General features: G+C 41.6%; 13 protein-coding genes. 6 read left to right on the forward strand and 7 right to left on the reverse strand.

Features of this window, described 5'->3' with window-relative positions; all coding sequences use genetic code 11:
- Positions 1-35: 35 nt before the first annotated feature.
- The 4 genes from ABS766_RS13345 to trhO form a co-directional block, all read right to left on the reverse strand.
- The gene (locus tag ABS766_RS13345) at positions 36-2,366 is read right to left on the reverse strand and encodes a penicillin-binding protein 1A (RefSeq protein ID WP_408085691.1); all 2,331 of its coding nucleotides are present in this window, start codon (positions 2,364-2,366) and stop codon (positions 36-38) included.
- A gap of 6 nt (positions 2,367-2,372) precedes the next feature.
- Complete coding sequence (locus tag ABS766_RS13350) at positions 2,373-2,864, reverse strand: gliding motility lipoprotein GldH (RefSeq protein WP_408085692.1); 492 nt, start codon at positions 2,862-2,864, stop codon at positions 2,373-2,375.
- A complete protein-coding gene (locus tag ABS766_RS13355) occupies positions 2,842-4,014 on the reverse strand; it encodes a PSP1 domain-containing protein (RefSeq protein WP_408085693.1) in 1,173 nt (390 codons plus the stop codon). Before ABS766_RS13355 ends, ABS766_RS13350 begins: the two co-directional genes overlap by 23 nt.
- Positions 4,015-4,197: 183 nt before the next feature.
- A complete protein-coding gene (gene trhO, locus ABS766_RS13360; protein WP_408085694.1) occupies positions 4,198-5,541 on the reverse strand; it encodes an oxygen-dependent tRNA uridine(34) hydroxylase TrhO in 1,344 nt (447 codons plus the stop codon).
- A gap of 178 nt (positions 5,542-5,719) precedes the next feature.
- On the opposite strand from trhO, the gene ABS766_RS13365 reads away from it, so the two are divergent.
- Positions 5,720-6,493, forward strand: a complete 774-nt coding sequence (locus ABS766_RS13365) for a glycerophosphodiester phosphodiesterase (protein ID WP_408085695.1) — start codon at positions 5,720-5,722, stop codon at positions 6,491-6,493.
- A 101-nt stretch (positions 6,494-6,594) separates the two neighbouring features.
- Here ABS766_RS13365 and ABS766_RS13370 read toward each other — a convergent pair whose 3' ends face one another.
- Entirely contained in the window at positions 6,595-9,264 is a 2,670-nt protein-coding gene (locus ABS766_RS13370; RefSeq protein WP_408085696.1) for a TrlF family AAA-like ATPase, read from the reverse strand.
- Between the two features lie 145 nt (positions 9,265-9,409).
- On the opposite strand from ABS766_RS13370, the gene recA reads away from it, so the two are divergent.
- Positions 9,410-10,414: a recombinase RecA gene (gene recA, locus ABS766_RS13375; RefSeq protein ID WP_408085697.1), complete on the forward strand. Its 1,005-nt coding sequence runs from the start codon at positions 9,410-9,412 to the stop codon at positions 10,412-10,414.
- Positions 10,415-10,466: 52 nt separating this feature from the next.
- Here the strand turns inward: recA and ABS766_RS13380 are convergent, their stop codons facing one another.
- On the reverse strand, positions 10,467-11,216 hold the full coding sequence (locus tag ABS766_RS13380; RefSeq protein WP_408085698.1) for an SDR family NAD(P)-dependent oxidoreductase: 750 nt from the start codon (positions 11,214-11,216) through the stop codon (positions 10,467-10,469).
- 61 nt (positions 11,217-11,277) lie between these two features.
- On the reverse strand, positions 11,278-12,150 hold the full coding sequence (locus ABS766_RS13385; protein ID WP_408085743.1) for an aldo/keto reductase: 873 nt from the start codon (positions 12,148-12,150) through the stop codon (positions 11,278-11,280).
- A gap of 288 nt (positions 12,151-12,438) precedes the next feature.
- On the opposite strand from ABS766_RS13385, the gene ABS766_RS13390 reads away from it, so the two are divergent.
- The 4 genes from ABS766_RS13390 (at position 12,439) to ABS766_RS13405 (ending at position 17,065) form a co-directional block, all read left to right on the forward strand.
- The gene (locus ABS766_RS13390; RefSeq protein ID WP_408085699.1) at positions 12,439-13,443 is read left to right on the forward strand and encodes an AAA family ATPase; all 1,005 of its coding nucleotides are present in this window, start codon (positions 12,439-12,441) and stop codon (positions 13,441-13,443) included.
- 101 nt (positions 13,444-13,544) lie between these two features.
- Entirely contained in the window at positions 13,545-14,408 is an 864-nt protein-coding gene (locus ABS766_RS13395) for a DUF58 domain-containing protein (RefSeq protein ID WP_408085700.1), read from the forward strand.
- A 24-nt stretch (positions 14,409-14,432) separates the two neighbouring features.
- On the forward strand, positions 14,433-16,058 hold the full coding sequence (locus ABS766_RS13400; RefSeq protein WP_408085744.1) for a hypothetical protein: 1,626 nt from the start codon (positions 14,433-14,435) through the stop codon (positions 16,056-16,058).
- The gene (locus tag ABS766_RS13405; RefSeq protein WP_408085745.1) at positions 16,058-17,065 is read left to right on the forward strand and encodes a vWA domain-containing protein; all 1,008 of its coding nucleotides are present in this window, start codon (positions 16,058-16,060) and stop codon (positions 17,063-17,065) included. The genes ABS766_RS13400 and ABS766_RS13405 overlap by 1 nt, the downstream gene beginning before the upstream one ends.

Consider the following 17,065-nt stretch of genomic DNA (forward strand, 5'->3'; position numbering starts at 1 on the left):
AATGAAGATGTTTTTTGTAAATAAAACAATATTTTTTAAATGCCACCTGTGCCCAGAAGGTCGTTAAGGTCGGGCTTATTATCATCCTCTACAATGGTAGAATCTTTCTCGGCAGTTTTCCAGCAGTCTACTTTAATAGAAAGGTTATCAGGGCGCTCAAAATCTTTCTTAGAGACATCAAGTGTTTTATCGGCATAACATTTTTTCATATATATCCCCCAAATAGGCAGCGCCATAGCGGCGCCCTGGCCATAGGTAATACTGCCAAAGTGCGCCGATCGGTCTTCGTTACCTACCCATATTCCGGTAGAAAGGTTGGGTACCATGGCTATAAACCAGCCGTCGCTCTGGTTTTGGGTAGTACCGGTTTTACCGGCAATAGGGTTGGTAAGGCCATACGGGTAGCCGGTCATCCTTTTATAGGCAGCACCGCCCGCACCCGTATAGCGCAGCCTTGCGCCAGAACCGGTTTCGGTTACCCCTTCTAAAAGTTTTATTATGGCAAAGGCAATATCCTTGCTCATTACTTCATGCGTTTCCGGGGTGCTACGGAACAATACCACGCCGTTTTTATCTTCAATACGGGTTATTACCGTAGGTTTTATATACATGCCCTGGTTGGCAAAAGTGCTGTATGCCGCCACCATTTCGCTTACGGTTACATCGGCTGTACCCAATGCTATAGAAGGCTGCTCAGGTATGTTGCTGCTAATGCCCAGGTTATGCGCCATATCTACTACGGCCTTAGGCCCTACTTTATTAATAATTTTGGCAGAAACCGTATTTATAGAGTGTGCCAGCGCATATTTATAGGTTACCATACCATGAAATTTACCGTCAGAGTTTCTTGGGCTCCACGCGGCATCTATACCATATTTACCCTTAGGCATGGTAAAGGGCGAATCTAATATGGTATCGCAGGGAGAAGTATGCAGCTGCTCTATGGCAGCAGCATATACAAAAGGCTTAAAGGTTGAGCCTACCTGCCTGGCGCCCTGTATAACGTGGTCATACTGAAAGTGCTTATAATCTATACCGCCAACCCAGGCCTTAACCAGTCCGGTTTGTGGATCCATAGACATAAGCCCGGTTTGCAAAAAGTGCTTGTAATACCTGATGGAGTCCATAGGGGTCATTATCGTATCCCTGTCACCCTTCCACGTAAAAATGGTCATTTCTGTCTTTTTGTTGAAAGAAGCAATAATCTCCTCATCACTTTTATCCTGCCCTTTCATAATCCTCCAACGGTCAGAATTTTTCATGGCCCTGTCCAGAATGCGTTTCGTTTCGTCATCCGAAATGCGGATAAAAGGTGCGTTTTTGTTGGTTTTCTGCCTGCTGAAAAACTCTTCCTGCAGGTTGCTCAGGTGTTCATGAACAGCCTCCTCTGCATAGGTTTGCATGCGGGAGTCAATCGTAGTATAAATCTTTAACCCATCAGTATATACATCATAAAGCGAACCGTCTTTTTTAGGATGGTCTTTTACCCACTGGTCCATATAGCCGCGCAGGTATTCTCTAAAGTAAGTTGCAATACCCTCATCATGCGTTTCAAGGTTAAAATCCAGTTTTATAGGTTTAGCAGCCAGTTTTTCTTCTTCCTCTTTTGTAAGGTAGTTGTTTTTAACCATCTGCAGTAATACGGTATTACGGCGATCTGTTACGAGCTCTCGCCTCGATTCCCGCTTCGGGTTATAAAGCGAGGGGTTTTTAAGCATCCCTACCAATACTGCAGCTTCTTCAGTTTTTAAATCTTTAGGCTCTTTGCCAAAATAGGTTTTTGATGCTGAACGTATACCTACTGCCTGGTTTACAAAATCTACCGTGTTAAGGTACATGGCTATAATTTCTTTTTTGGTATACTGGCGCTCCAGCCTTATAGCAATAACCCATTCTTTTGCCTTTTGTGCTACACGCTCTAATAGATTTTTTGAGCCTTCGCCATGAAACAGGTTTTTGGCAAGCTGTTGGGTAATGGTACTGGCGCCACCGTTAGCACCTAATTTTATAATAGCCCTTAGTGTACCCCTTGCATCAATGCCGGAATGTTCAAAAAAACGTTCATCTTCTGTAGCCACTAAAGCATCTACAATAGATTTGGGAAGGTCTTCATATTTTATGGGAGTACGGTTTTTTACATAGAATTTACCCAGTGTTTTACCGTCTGAAGAGATAATTTCGGTTGCCTGGTTAGAATCCGGGTTTTCTAATTGTTCAAATGAGGGCATTTTACCAAAAGCACCCCAGGAAGCCAGGAGGAAAAAAAGGATAACGGTAAAAAAGCAGATGCCAAATAATATCCAGAACTTTTTTATATAGCCTGAAAAATCACTAGTGTCTTTTTTAGATCTTTTCTGTGTAGCCATTGTTTTTTATTGTGTTGATTCAATACGAAATCCTACTTCAGTTATGCCTTCCAGCTCCTGAACGCCGGGCACGTCGCCGGGCTCGCGCACGGCCTGCTGTATACTTACCTGGTAATTGCCCGGTTTGGGGAAACTAATGTTTTGTTTGTACCAAAGCTTGCTTTCTTTAACATCGCTAAAGCCGCTGCCCATAAGGGTGCCGTCTGGGTTGGCCATTTCATACTCAAGGGTATCTACCTTGGTAATATTGGTATCGGGTTGCTGCATCTGTACAATAAGAAACAGGTTGCTGTAAGGGTAGTTGTTGTTGTTGCGTATGTTTATAAACAGGTTATAATGCGCAAGGGTATCCTGGCGGTTAAACTCAAAAGTAACAATGCTGTCTTTATTCCACGCACTGCCAACTTCTTTATACTCGTCAAAAACCATGTCTCTGTCGCAGGAACAAAGCAGCAATATTATAAACGCAACGAGGCTATTTTTTATTATTACGGGCATTTCTCTCACCAGTAGGTTTTCTTTTTTTGTTGGGCCTTTTTTTCTTTGGTTTAGGTTTATCAAAACGGGTAAGGCTGTCTTGCCCCACAGCATTCTGAAAGCTTTTTTCAACAATTTCGGCAGCGCTTGGTTCTTCTACATAATCCTCCAGTGCCGTTATACGCTGTTTTTGCTTATTAAGCGCCACCAGTTCTTTAACCTGAGTCACCTTGAGCACATGCCAGTGGGCCATATTATCGGTATACGCAAACCACATCAGTTCTTTAAATATATCCACTTTCTGGCAAATAGCATCGCCTTTTTCTGTAAAAAGCTTAGTATCAAGGTCTGGCATGCCTTTAATAGCATCCAGATACGTATCCAGTTCATAGTTTAGGCAGCATTTCAGTTTGCCGCACTGCCCGGCAAGTTTTTGTGGGTTAAGCGATAGCTGCTGGTAACGCGCCGCAGAAGTATTTACACTCCTGAAATCGGTTAACCAGGTGCTGCAGCACAATTCACGCCCGCACGAACCAATGCCGCCAAGCCTTGCGGCCTCCTGGCGAAACCCTACCTGTTTCATTTCAATACGTATGCCAAACTCACGCGCATAGTCTTTAATAAGCTGGCGAAAATCTACCCGGTCATTAGCCGTATAGTAAAAAGTAGCCTTAGAGGCATCTCCCTGAAACTCAATATCCGAAATTTTCATTTCAAGGTTCAGTTTTATAGCCAGTTCGCGCGCAATTACCTTCATAGGTTCTTCTTTGGCGCGTGCCTCACTCCATATATCAATATCTTTCTGGCTGGCTTTGCGGTATATTTTAAGCGCCTCACCATATGGGTCGGCCCCTTTTTTCTTCATCTGCATTTTTACCAGTTCCCCCGTAAGGGTTACAATACCAATATCGTGCCCGGGCGAAGCCTCGGTAGCTACAATATCGCCAATGCTCAGGGTAATATTTTCGGTATTGCGGAAGAACTCTTTGCGGCCATTTTTAAAGCGGACCTCAACACAGTCAAAAGGTTTTTGCCCGCCGGGCAGGCTCATATTACTAAGCCAGTCAAAAACAGTAAGTTTATTACAACTGTCGGTACCACAGGTACCGTTATTTTTACATCCTCTCGGTGTTCCGTCTTTAGAACCCGTAGAACAATTTGTACATGCCATATGTCAGAATATATATAGGTCGTGGCTGTGCCACTACGATTCGTGATTATTTACTACAACGTATTTGGCGATAAAGATAGTGTTTTTTTAATTGAATGTTGTTAATGTATATTGCATAAGAGGTATAAATAAAGCCTGTACACAGGTACAGGCTTTAGGGTTAACGTGTTAACTTATATATAGTTATAGTACTTTATATAACTTATCGGATAAACGTATACGGAATGGCACATTAAACGTAACCTTATCGCCGGCTTTGGCGACAGTGCCTTCTGCCCCGTTTACGCGCATGGCTTCAACAGTAAGCAGCTGTTCGCCGGTACTTGGCCCGGAGATGATAACCTTGTCACCCAGGTTAAGTTCTCCCTGCCCTATGGTAAACTGCGCTATACTGGCTTTGGTATAATAATGCTCGCCTTTGCCTATAAGTGTTTTGCGTGTACGGTGGCGAATGGGTTTTGGTGCGGTAGCAATGGCTACATCGGGCAGTTCGCCGCTTTTTTTGTAGGTAAGCTTGTCGCTTTTACCTTTTTTAAACACCATATTGCCCTTCATAATGCCTTTACGTAGCATGCGCTGTTCCTCTATAGGCAACAGAATGGTTTCAAAACACTCCGTAGAGCAGGTGTTCTGCATAGCAGCCTTACACTCATCACACTGAATAAACAGCAGGTGGCACGCCTCATTGGCGCAGTTGGTATGGTTATCGCACGGTTTGCCGCACTGGTGGCACTGTGCAATAATATCATCGGTAATACGCTCGCCCAAACGGTGGTCAAACACAAAATTTTTACCTATAAATTTACTTTCCAGCCCTTCGGCCTGTATCTGGCGGGTATATTCTATAATACCGCCCTCAAGCTGGTACACATTTTTAAAACCTTTGTGTTTAAAAAAAGCTGAAGCCTTCTCACAACGGATACCCCCGGTGCAATACATCAGCAGGTTTTTATCTTCTTTGTGGTCGGCAAGGTTTTGCTCAATTATGGGCAGCGATTCGCGAAAGGTATCCACATCCGGTGTAATGGCACCTTTAAAATGGCCTACTTCGCTCTCATAATGGTTACGGAAGTCTACCACAATGGTATTAGGGTCTTCTAATAAAGTGTTGAACTCCTTTGCTTTTACGTGTATGCCCTTATTGGTTACATCAAACGTTTCATCATTAAGGCCGTCGGCTACAATTTTATTGCGCACTTTAACAGTCAGTTTCAAAAACGAAAGGTCGTCCTGCTCTACGGCAACATTCAGGCGTATGCCTTTCATAAAATCGTAGGTTTCCAAATGGTCCTTAAACTCGTAAAAGTTATCTGCCGGAAGCGAAAGCTGGGCATTAATACCCTCTTTGGCTACATAAATACGGCCCAAAACTTCCAGTTTGTTCCATGCCAGGAAAAGTTCATCACGAAATTGTTGCGGGTCGGTAATGTGCGCATAGGCGTAGAAAGACAGCGTAAGGCGCTGTTTACCGCTTTCTTCTATAAGTGCGGCCCTTTCTTCTGCGCTTAAAGTGTTATACAGTTGCATGCTATCACAATTTAAGTTAAGTAAGAAAAAAAATATGTTTTTTGGCTCCAATTGGAGGAACCGCCGCAAAGGTAAAAAAATTTTGTTTAGTTGGTGGCAGCAACCGGGTGAGGATATGTTTTAACCCTCCCTTAATATTACAGGGCGTATATTTGCAGCATTAATTAGCAGCAGTATCATGAAAAAACTATTGTATTCAGCCTCCCTTTACCTGTTATGTACACTTACTGCCCTGGCGCAGTTTAATAATAATATTGTGGTGGCCCACCGTGGCGCCTGGAAAACCAACAACCTGCCCGAAAACAGCATTGCCTCTTTAGACCGGGCCATTGCCGAAGGTTGCCACGGTAGTGAGTTTGATGTACACATGACGGCAGACGGTATTTTGGTAGTAAACCACGACCACGAATTTTATGGCCTTGATATTGAAAAAAGCACCTATGCCGAATTGCTTACCAAAAAGCACCCCAACGGAGAGCGCATCCCCACACTGGAAGCTTACCTTACCGAAGGTATGAAGCAGCAAAAAACCAAACTGATACTGGAAATAAAAACAAGCCAGATAAGCCCGGAGCGTAGTATAGCCGTAACCGATAGTGTTTTTGCCCTTGTAAAAAAATTAAAAGCCCAAAAATGGGTAGAATATATTTGCTTTAGCTGGGAGGTTGGCAAACACCTGCATGAGTTAGATAAAAACGTAAAAGTGCAATACCTCAACGGCGACAAAACCCCTGCCGAAGCCAAAGAAGCCGGCTATACCGGGCTGGACTACCACTTTAGCGTGTATCAGAAAAACCCCACATGGATTGCCGAGGCCCATAAGCTTGGCCTAACCATAAATGCCTGGACGGTGAATGACTGTGCCGAAATGCAAAACCTGATTAACCAGAACGCAGAATACATTACAACCAACGAACCGGAATTATTGTTTGAGGTTTTAAAGCAGAGGTAGTTTCAGTCATCACGCTGCACTGCTATCACAATTTAAGTTAAAAGAAATAAGTATAAAATGTGGCCCCAAATGGCGGAACCGCCGCCAAGGCAGAAAAAATATTATTTTATACCGTATATCATTTCCCGTTGTTTAAAAGCTCTTTTTCCTCCTTCCAGTATTTCGCAGCATATTAGCCTTGTTTCAGTCCTATCAATTGAGCCTGGATCTGTCACATGGGTCAACATACTTGTGCTTTTGAGAGGTATAATCAATTCCGCATCGCCTAATACTGCAATATTAGGATTATGTGTAACTATTATAACTTGTCTTTGCTCTTTAATTTTTCTTAAATTCTTTACAATTGTTTTAAATATAAACTCACTATCTAAATTATCTTCTGGCTGATCAATAATGAGAGGTCTATTGCTGTCCGATAACATCAAAATCCCCAATAATACTGATTGCTGTTGCCCTAATGATAGTTTTGACAATGGCTTTACGATATACTGTGGATTACCACTATTGTCCATAAAGGACTTTGTAACTGTTACTTCAGGCATGTCATCATAAAAAAGCGACTCAAAATCTTCAAAATTGTAATCACTCAAAATTTTATTTATAATATTCTGACTCTCTGATTGTGAAAAGATCTGATTTTCCTCTGCATCTTTTAATACCGTAAATTTTAAGTAGTCTTTTTCGTGACAAATTTTCAAAAATTCTGGGATTGAATAATGTGAAGAAATAATCTTTGACTTTCTATTTTGTCTCCAGTCCATTTTACTCTTTAATAATTCTTCAAATTCTTGAGAAAACAACCCTTTTTTATATTTTATAGTTATGAAAAACCCATCTATTGTGTTTTTAAGCGTTTTATTAGCTCGTTCTTTAAAACTTTTTCTTATTTCAAAAATTTCATCTTTAATAACCTTTCTATTTTCTATTAAAGATTGCCGATCTCTATTAAGTTTTTCCAAATCTAATTTTTCCAAATCTAATTTTTCTATTTTTTTTTGATAATCCAAGATGTCTTTAGATATCTGGTTAATCTTACCTAAATCAAATGGAATCCCCTGCTCTTCTAATTCTGCTTTTTTTGCATCTATTTTTGATTGTATTTCACTCTCTTTATCACCCCAGCTTTTTAACTGAATTTTTAAATCTTCTATTTTCTTGGATAGTTCCGCATTTAGCTCTGTAGACTTAACTTCAACAATTCCAGAAAAATCAGAAAGTATATTTTTAACATTAATAAAAAAATCTTTCCCAATCGAAATTTCATCTTCTGGAATAGCTAATAAAGAATTTATCGCAGTGTTGTCTGAAAGTATTTCTCTATATGTCTTTATCAAATCATTTAACTTGCTAATTAAGTCTTTTCTTATTTGTCTTTCTTTTATTAGAGCATTTTGGTATTCAACAAGTTCTCCTGCCTTCTCTTGTTTTAACTTGTTAAGTTTTTTTTGTTCATTGTTTAATGCTTTTACAGTAGCATCGTAACTAAGAAGCTCCAATCTGATTTTTTTTGAAGAACTTTGATTCTCCAACAATTGATTAATTATTATTTTCTCTTGTAAGATTTTATCCTCAATATTTAAAAAGCTGTCTAGAAAGTTTATCAGGATTTGTGGGTTTTCATCACTATGTTGCAATGTTTCAGCCGTTTCACCCTGACCATACGTTTCAATTTCTACTTTATTTATACCATTGATTGGATCGGTAATATTTCTTACACTACTGTTTTTTTCTCTAGCAAAATCTATTCTTCGATTTGCTTCATCATAATAAACTATATTGATTTTTTGAGGCCAAACATCTGAATCCACTACTCCTGCCTTCGATTTATTTCCTGTGGCTTCACGTATTGCTTCTAATAGAGTTGATTTTCCAGCTCCCCTACCCCCAATTATACAAGTCAAATTGCTGCTTAAATTTATTTCTACATCTTTGAAAAGCCCCCCTTCAATTTTAATACTCTTAATGTGAGGCTTGACTTCGGGTATTTCATTTTCAAGCCTAATTCTTGATTCATGGTATTGTAAAGCAATTTTTATCGAATGATAATTTAATTCATCAACTTTATATCTAGTAAGTTTATTTTCCCCGTCAGCATTGATTCCTAATTTGCTTAAGGTATGTGAATCAGAGCTCATAATTTTAGGTAGATTGTATTCAGCATCTTGCTCTAATGCAGCTCTTCTAATATTCATAAGATTACAGCGATCTGCCATCTTATCAGAAGTGTCTAAATCCGTATAAAAATTAATTGATGTTTTTGAACTTATCTCAAACCCAAGGAGATTTTTTATTTTCAAAATCTCTTCAATTTGGGGGCCGAATCGTCCTATCATTTGTTCAAATCCAGAAGTAAGCTCAATATGAGCTAAAATACCAAAACCATCATCTTGATTTGCAAAATTCAAACATTCTACAATCCCTTGGTTACACAACTTTCTATCGGAAGTATAATTGAGTTTTCCGTTAAAGGCTCTTAATTGATCAAAAGTTTCAAAATATACGAGTAAATGCCCTTGGGTAGTGGTCACTTCAATACCTGGTATAACCAAAATGTTTTTATCTTTAGCATAATCAATCGCTGCGAAAGAGTTGTTAATTTCATTATGGTCAGTAATACTTATTATTTGAAGATTCTTTTCAATAGCTGTATCGACTATTGCTTGCGGAGTCATCGTAGTGTCGCTTACATCATAGGAGCCAAAGCCAAACTGGCCGAATGAATGTATATGTATATCTCCTCGATAAAATTTAGCTTGATTATTTATTGTCATAAAATAATTGATTTTGGTTGATTGTTAAATTTACCAAAAAATTCCTCATAAAAACCACAACCTTAATTTTTTATCCACACCCTTTGTCCCCCACATTGCCACACCAAAAAAAAGGCTTATTTTTACGCAAAATACTACTTGAGAAATGAGCGGAGAAAAAGAAGCAAAACTTAAAGCATTACAGCTAACATTAGATAAACTTGATAAAGCTTACGGTAAGGGTACCGTAATGAAAATGGGCGACCAGGCCGTTGAGGAGGTAGAAAGCATCCCTTCGGGTTCGCTGGGGGTAGACCTCGCACTGGGCGTTAACGGGTACCCGCGCGGCAGGATTATAGAAATATACGGGCCGGAATCTTCGGGTAAAACCACCCTTACGCTACATGCCATTGCCGAAGCGCAAAAAGCGGGCGGTATTGCCGCGTTTATTGATGCCGAGCACGCGTTTGACCGTAATTATGCTGAAAAACTGGGCGTAGATATAGAAAACCTCATCATATCGCAACCCGATAACGGTGAGCAGGCATTGGAAATTGCCGAAAACCTTATCCGTAGCGGCGCCATAGATATTGTAGTGATTGACTCAGTTGCGGCGCTTACGCCAAAAAGTGAGATTGAAGGCGAAATGGGCGACAGCAAAATGGGGCTACACGCCAGGCTTATGAGCCAGGCGCTTAGAAAATTAACAGCTACCATCAGCAAAACCCACTGTACAGTATTCTTCATTAACCAGCTTAGGGAAAAAATCGGTGTTATGTTTGGTAACCCCGAAACTACTACCGGTGGTAACGCCCTTAAATTCTACGCTTCGGTACGTTTAGATATACGCCGTTCATCTCAGATTAAAGACGGCGAAAATGTAATAGGTAACCGCACCAAAGTAAAAGTGGTTAAAAACAAAGTGGCGCCTCCGTTTAAAACCGCAGAGTTCGACATCATGTACGGTGAGGGCGTAAGCAAAACCGGCGAAATACTGGATTTGGCGGTAGAGTTTGAAATCGTTAAAAAATCCGGTTCATGGTTCAGCTACGGTGATACCAAGCTGGGGCAGGGCCGCGATGCGGTAAAATCGCTCATTAAAGACAACCCCGAACTGTCTGAAGAGCTCGAAATCAAAATCAAGGAAGCCATTAAAGAGGCTACTTCATAAAACTGAAAATCCCGCCAACCGGCGGGATTTTTATTATATCATATTTTGGCTATTACCCCTTTTTAACCATAGTTGCGCTGGCCTGTGCGGTTGGCAGCACAGTTAAGTCAGCAATATTTACATGGTAGGGGCGCGTAACCACAAAGGTGATAATGTCTGCAATATCTTCTGCTTTAAGCGGCTCATAGCCTTTATACACATTGCCTGCGCGTTCAGTATCGCCTTTAAAGCGTACTTCGCTAAATTCAGTTTCAACCAGCCCGGGGTTTATGGCCCCCACGCGTATGCCATATTGGTTTAAGTCCATACGCATGCCCTGGTTAAGCGCATCTACCGCATGCTTAGAGGCGCAGTATACATTTCCGTTAGGGTACACTTCTTTACCTGCAATAGACCCAATGTTTATAATATGGCCGTGGCTGCGTGCCACCATGCCCGGTATAACCGCTTTAGAAACATACAGCAGCCCTTTTACATTTATATCCAGCATGGCATCCCAGTCGTCGGTACTGCCGTTTTCAATAGGGTCCAGCCCGTGTGCATTTCCGGCATTGTTTATTAATATATCAATGTCTTTAAAGTCATCGGGCAAAGATGAAATAGCTTCTTCAACAGCCTGCCGGTTACTTACGTCAAAAGTAAGGGTGTGCACCTGCGTTAAGGCCGAAAATTCATCCTGAAGTTCGGCAAGCCTTTCTTCGCGGCGGCCACAAATAATAAGCCTGAAATGGTTTTTGGCAAAATATCGGGCAGTGGCACGGCCAATGCCGCTGGTAGCCCCGGTTATTAATGCGGTTTTCATATTAAATTTTTAGTTTTTTCAGATTATTAATTTCACATGCTATTAATGCAGAAACAGCCGATCAGGGTACTTTATTACCCATGCTCTCGGTCCATATGGCAAACCAGTCCATAAGCTCCAGTCTTATTTCAGTAGCTTTCATCTGGTTTTTAAGCCGTTCGGCACTGCACGAGCCGGAAACAGGAACTATCCCTGCCGGGTGCTGCATAATCCAGGCCAGCAATATAACATCGGCAGCCACTTCATACTTTTCTACCATTTCAAGCAAAAGCATTCGCAGGCGTTGGGTTTGGTTATTCTCTTCTTTAAAAACAGAACCGATAGGGCTCCAGGCCATGGGTTTTATATTGTTGGTCAGCATATAGTCCAGGCTGCCGTCCAGCATGGGCTGGTAAGCCGTTGCCGAAAATTCTATCTGGTTGCAGTATACTTCGGTCCTGCTTCGTATAAGGTCTGTTTGGCTATTGGTAAAGTTAGAAAGCCCGAAAGCCTTTATTTTACCTTCGTTTTTCAGCTTTTCTATAGCTTCGGCTATTTCATCAGGGTGCATCAGCGGGCTTGGGCGGTGCAGCAGGAGTATATCCAGGTAATCAGTCTGTAAAAATTTTAATGAATTTTCTGCCGAGGTTATTATATATTCTTTAGAGTAGTCATAATGTTTTACCTTATTGCTGCGGTTGCCCAGAGTGTGCTGTATGCCGCATTTGCTTATAAGTTGTATATCTTCCCGGGTTACGCCGCTTTGGGCAAAGCCCCGGCCAAAATCGGCTTCGGTAGTATAGCCGCCGTAAATATCGGCATGGTCAAAAGTAGTAATGCCAAAACTTATGCACTGGTTAATCATATCAGCCATTTGGGCGGTGCTTAATTTGGCATGCCATTCGCCCCAGTTCATAGCTCCCGCAATAATAGGAGAAAGAGTAATATCCATAATGTTTGTGTAGGTTTTCTTTGGGTTTTAAGAGTAAAAATTGCCCATAAAATTACGGGTATTATACTTAAAAGTAAATAATACCGTTGTTAAACTGCAATATTATTATGCTTACTATATAAGGATAATGGTTGAATTTTTATAATTTGCTGAAATTCATAAAAGAACATCAACTATAAAACCCGTTAACAACGCATTAACACCGCATTTAAGCTAAAGATAATAAATTCGGCAATGAATTTGCAATGTAAAAAAAGCTTATTAAATTCACAGTCCAAAATTTAAAAAAATATGGAAGAAAATACCGCCGCTTTGGATATAAGGGCAATCAATGAAAAAATTGAAAGGGAAAGCGCCTTTGTAGACCTGCTCATGATGGAAATGAACAAGGTTATTGTAGGCCAGAAGTATATGGTAGAACGCCTGCTTATAGGCCTTTTGGGCCAGGGGCATATATTGCTTGAGGGTGTACCCGGCCTGGCAAAAACATTAGCCATTAATACACTTTCCCAGGCAGTACACGGTACATTTAGCCGTATACAGTTCACGCCCGATTTGCTTCCTGCCGATGTAGTGGGTACCATGATATACAATATTAAAGAAAATGAATTTACTATAAAGAAGGGCCCCATATTTGCCAACTTTGTACTGGCTGATGAAATTAACCGTGCCCCGGCAAAGGTGCAGAGTGCACTGCTGGAGGCCATGCAGGAAAAGCAGGTAACCATTGGCGATGAAACCTTCAGGCTGCAAAAGCCGTTTTTGGTAATGGCAACCATGAACCCCGTAGAGCAGGAAGGTACCTACCCGCTGCCCGAGGCACAGGTAGACCGTTTTATGCTTAAGGCAGTTATAGATTATCCCAAAATGGAAGAAGAGCGCATGGTAGTGCGCAACAACCTTAAGGGCAGTTTTGAAAAAGTAAACCAGGTGGTAACGCTGGAAACAATACTTAGTGCACAACAGGCCGTGCGCGAGGTATACATGGATGAAAAAATAGAAAAATATATACTTGATATTATCTTTGCTACCCGTTATCCTGAAAAATACAAGCTGGCAAACCTTAAGCCGCTCATTAGTTTCGGATCATCGCCAAGGGGTAGCATTAACCTGGCTACTGCGGCAAAATGCCATGCCTTTATCAAACGCAGGGGGTATGTAATTCCGGAAGATGTAAGGGCTGTAGTACATGATGTATTACGCCACCGTATAGGCGTTACCTATGAGGCCGAAGCCGAAAATGTAACTTCTATAGACATCATCAACAAAATAGTAAACGAGATAGAAGTGCCATAGGCCGGAGGCCGTTTAAGGTTTCAAGTTTAAGGTTGTGTACTGGAGCGGTATGCCTGAATGCTAACTTGAAACCTGGAACTTTAAACTTTAAACTAAAAACGTTGGATACAAAAGACATATTAAAAAAAGTCCGTAAAATAGAGATTAAGACCAAACGGCTCAGCAATCATATATTTTCGGGAGAATACCATTCCTCTTTTAAAGGCAGGGGTATGACGTTTAGCGAGGTGCGCCAGTACCAGTTTGGCGATGATGTACGGGCAATAGACTGGAACGTTACCGCACGTTATAACGAACCCTATATAAAGGTTTTTGAAGAAGAGCGCGAACTCACCATGATGTTGGTGGTAGATGTAAGCGGCTCAGAAAGTTTTGGTTCTACAAACGCCTTTAAGCAGGATATAGTTACCGAGATTGCGGCTACTATGGCGTTTTCAGCTACGCAGAATAATGATAAAATAGGGCTTATACTTTTTTCTGACCAGGTAGAGCTTTACATTCCCCCAAAAAAGGGTAAAAGCCATGTGCTGCGCATTATACGGGAACTTATAGAATTTGAGCCCAAAAGCAAAAAAACCGATGTATCTCAGGCATTAAAGTTTTTAAGCGGTGTGCAAAAGAAAAAGGCTATTGTATTCCTCATTTCAGATTTTGTGGCAGATGAGTATGAGCATACCCTTAAAATTGCCGCCAAAAAACACGATATAATAGGGGTAAGGGTATATGATGCCCGCGAAGAAAAATTACCCAATATTGGCCTGGTAAACATGGCCGATGCCGAAACCGGGCAAACCATGCTGGTAAATACAGGTTCTAAAAAAGTGCGGCTGCAGTATGAAAAGTACTACCAGGACAGGGTTAAATATTTCCGCGAAACCTTTAGCCGTTGTGGCGCCGGGGCAGTAAGCTCACGTGTAGACGAATCGTACGTAACCAAATTACTCGGTTATTTTAAATCAAGGTAAACAATGGCAGGTAACAGTATAGTTATGACCAAGCGTTTTTTAATACTATTATGTATGGTGGCGGCTACGGCTTTTGCGCAGCAAAAACCGGTGCAAACCAGTATAGACTCCACTAAAATAAAAATAGGCTCGCAGGCCAACCTTACGCTAAAGGCAACGGTTGATACCGCCGCTGTGGTAAACTTTCCCGAAGGTAAAAATTTCGGGCAGCTCGAGGTGCTGGAGTCGTATCCGGTAGATACCCTTAACCGCAAGGGGGCCATTTATGAGCTGGTAAAAAAATACGGACTCACCCAATTTGATTCCGGCCGCTATGTTATACCCCGCCTGCCGGTAACCATAAATAACAAAATCATACAAACCGACTCGCTGTTGCTTGAGGTAGCCAATATTAAGGTAGATACCCTAAAGCAGAAAATGTATGATATTAAACCCATAGCAAAGGCAGATAATTCCTCAAAATGGCTGTGGCTTTATATTGTATTGGGCATATTGGTTGTAGGTGCCATAGCTTTTGGTATATGGTGGTACCTTAAAAAGAGAAAGGCTGCCCCTAAAAAAGAAGCGGTCAAATATGCTTCTCCTATAGAAAAAGCAGCCACACAACTGCAAAACCTTGAAAAGAAAGAGCTGCTTCAAAAAGGTGAGGTAAAAGAATATTATAGCGAAATGGCCGATATTGCCCGTATGTATATAGAAGAAGCCATACATATACCGGCTATGGAAAGTACTACAGGGCAGCTTATTGAAGCGCTACATAGCGCAACACAACGCCGCAGGATGAAGCTGAGCCCCGAAACCATGGAGCAGCTGGAAAAAGTATTACGCACGGCAGATATGGTTAAATTCGCCAAAACAAGGCCGCTTGATTTTGAAATTGCCGAAGACCGCAGCCGTATAGAAAAAACCATTGTGGTGATAGACCGCAGCATACCCGAAGAGAAAGAAGAAGACGATATACACACACAGCTTTGGCTGGAAAAACAACGCAAGGCAAAAGAGCGCAGGCGTAAAAGAATTGTAATGTGGTCTTCAATTGCCGGTATGTTGCTGGTTATAATAGTACTGGGCGCCACCATAGGCAAGCAATACCTCGAAGATAAATTTTTTGGGCACCCAACCAAAGAGCTGCTTAACGGTACATGGGTGAAAAGTGAGTATGGCAACCCGCCGGTGATTATTGAAACACCAAAGGTGCTAAAAAGGATAGATGCCGAAAAAGCCCTGCCCAAAGAGGCTATGGCCCTGTTAAAAGACATGAATATGTTTGGCTATGGCTCCCTGTTTGATAATTTTTATGTGATGGTATCAACCCTTCACTACAACCAGCAAACCGAGGTAAACCTTGAAGGCGCTGCCGATGGTATGATAAAAACCTGGGAGGCGCAGGGCGCACAAAACATATTGCTTAAAACCGAAGAGTTTGCCACGCAAAACGGGGTGCAGGGGCTGCGTACCTATGGTACCATGACCATGCCAGACCCGGTTACCAAAAAGCCGCAGCGCATGTATTATGAATTGTTCTTTTTTAAACAGCAGGGCGGTTTGCAGCAGGTAGTACTGGTGCAAAAAGAAGGGGATGAATATGGCACACAGATTTTAGAACGTATAAAAAACAGTATAGAGCTGAAAAGCCTTAACCAACAATGATAAAAGACGTAACATTTTTATATCCGCAGTTTTTCTGGCTCTTTGCGCTACTTCCGCTGGCCATAGGCTGGTATATATGGAAACGGAAACAGCAAACCGCAACACTAAGTATTTCTACCATTAATGGTTTTAAGGCAGCGCCCTCATTACTGGCAAAGCTCAAGCCGGTGCTGTTTGCATTAAGGCTGCTGGCGCTAAGCTGCCTTATTGTGGCCCTTGCCCGCCCAAGAACGGTTGATATAAACAGTAAAACCCGCACCACGCAGGGTATAGATATAGTAATGGCTATGGACGTTTCGGGCAGTATGCTCGCCAAAGACCTTAAGCCAAACCGGTTAGAAGCATTAAAAGAAGTGGCCGAAGAGTTTGTGGATAACCGTCCTAACGACAGGATAGGCCTGGTGGTATATGCGGGAGAAAGCTATACCAAAACACCGGTAACTACCGATAAGCCCCTTATAAAACAGGCTATAGAATCGGTACAATATGATGACAGGGTATTGCAGGATGGTACCGGTATAGGTGTAGGCCTGGCCACTGCCATTAATCGCCTAAAAGAAAGTAAGGCAAAAAGCAGGATTATTATATTGCTTACCGATGGTGTAAATAATTCCGGGTTTATAGACCCCCGTATGGCAGCAGATATAGCTAAAGAATATGGTATTAAAGTATATACCATAGGCATTGGTACCAACGGTAAAGCTTTGTTTCCCATTGGCAAAAACAGGTTTACGGGCGAATGGCAGTTCCGCATGATGGATGTGCAGATAGATGAAGCATTGATGAAAGAAATTGCCAAAAAAACCGATGGTACTTATTTCAGGGCTACCAGCAACAGTAAGCTTAAAGAAATTTATGATGAAATAAACAAGCTGGAAAAAACCGAGATAGAAGAGCAGAAGTTTTATAACTATGACGAGAAATTCCGCCCCTGGGTGTGGGTGGCCTTTGGCCTGTTACTGGCAGAGGTTATAGCGCGCAAAACAATATACCGAAGTTTTATTTAA

The sequence above is a fragment of the Flavobacterium rhizosphaerae genome (assembly GCF_046000445.1).
GTDB classification, from domain to species: Bacteria; Bacteroidota; Bacteroidia; order Flavobacteriales; family Flavobacteriaceae; genus Flavobacterium; species Flavobacterium rhizosphaerae.

Bases quoted from the DNA above. Each gene is read 5' to 3' on its own strand.
- ABS766_RS13345 (WP_408085691.1), bottom strand. From the start codon at position 2,366: ATGGCTACACAGAAAAGATCTAAAAAAGACACTAGTGATTTTTCAGGC.
- ABS766_RS13350 (WP_408085692.1), bottom strand. From the start codon at position 2,864: ATGCCCGTAATAATAAAAAATAGCCTCGTTGCGTTTATAATATTGCTG.
- ABS766_RS13355 (WP_408085693.1), bottom strand. From the start codon at position 4,014: ATGGCATGTACAAATTGTTCTACGGGTTCTAAAGACGGAACACCGAGA.
- trhO (WP_408085694.1), bottom strand. From the start codon at position 5,541: ATGCAACTGTATAACACTTTAAGCGCAGAAGAAAGGGCCGCACTTATA.
- ABS766_RS13365 (WP_408085695.1), top strand. From the start codon at position 5,720: ATGAAAAAACTATTGTATTCAGCCTCCCTTTACCTGTTATGTACACTT.
- ABS766_RS13370 (WP_408085696.1), bottom strand. From the start codon at position 9,264: ATGACAATAAATAATCAAGCTAAATTTTATCGAGGAGATATACATATA.
- recA (WP_408085697.1), top strand. From the start codon at position 9,410: ATGAGCGGAGAAAAAGAAGCAAAACTTAAAGCATTACAGCTAACATTA.
- ABS766_RS13380 (WP_408085698.1), bottom strand. From the start codon at position 11,216: ATGAAAACCGCATTAATAACCGGGGCTACCAGCGGCATTGGCCGTGCC.
- ABS766_RS13390 (WP_408085699.1), top strand. From the start codon at position 12,439: ATGGAAGAAAATACCGCCGCTTTGGATATAAGGGCAATCAATGAAAAA.
- ABS766_RS13400 (WP_408085744.1), top strand. From the start codon at position 14,433: ATGACCAAGCGTTTTTTAATACTATTATGTATGGTGGCGGCTACGGCT.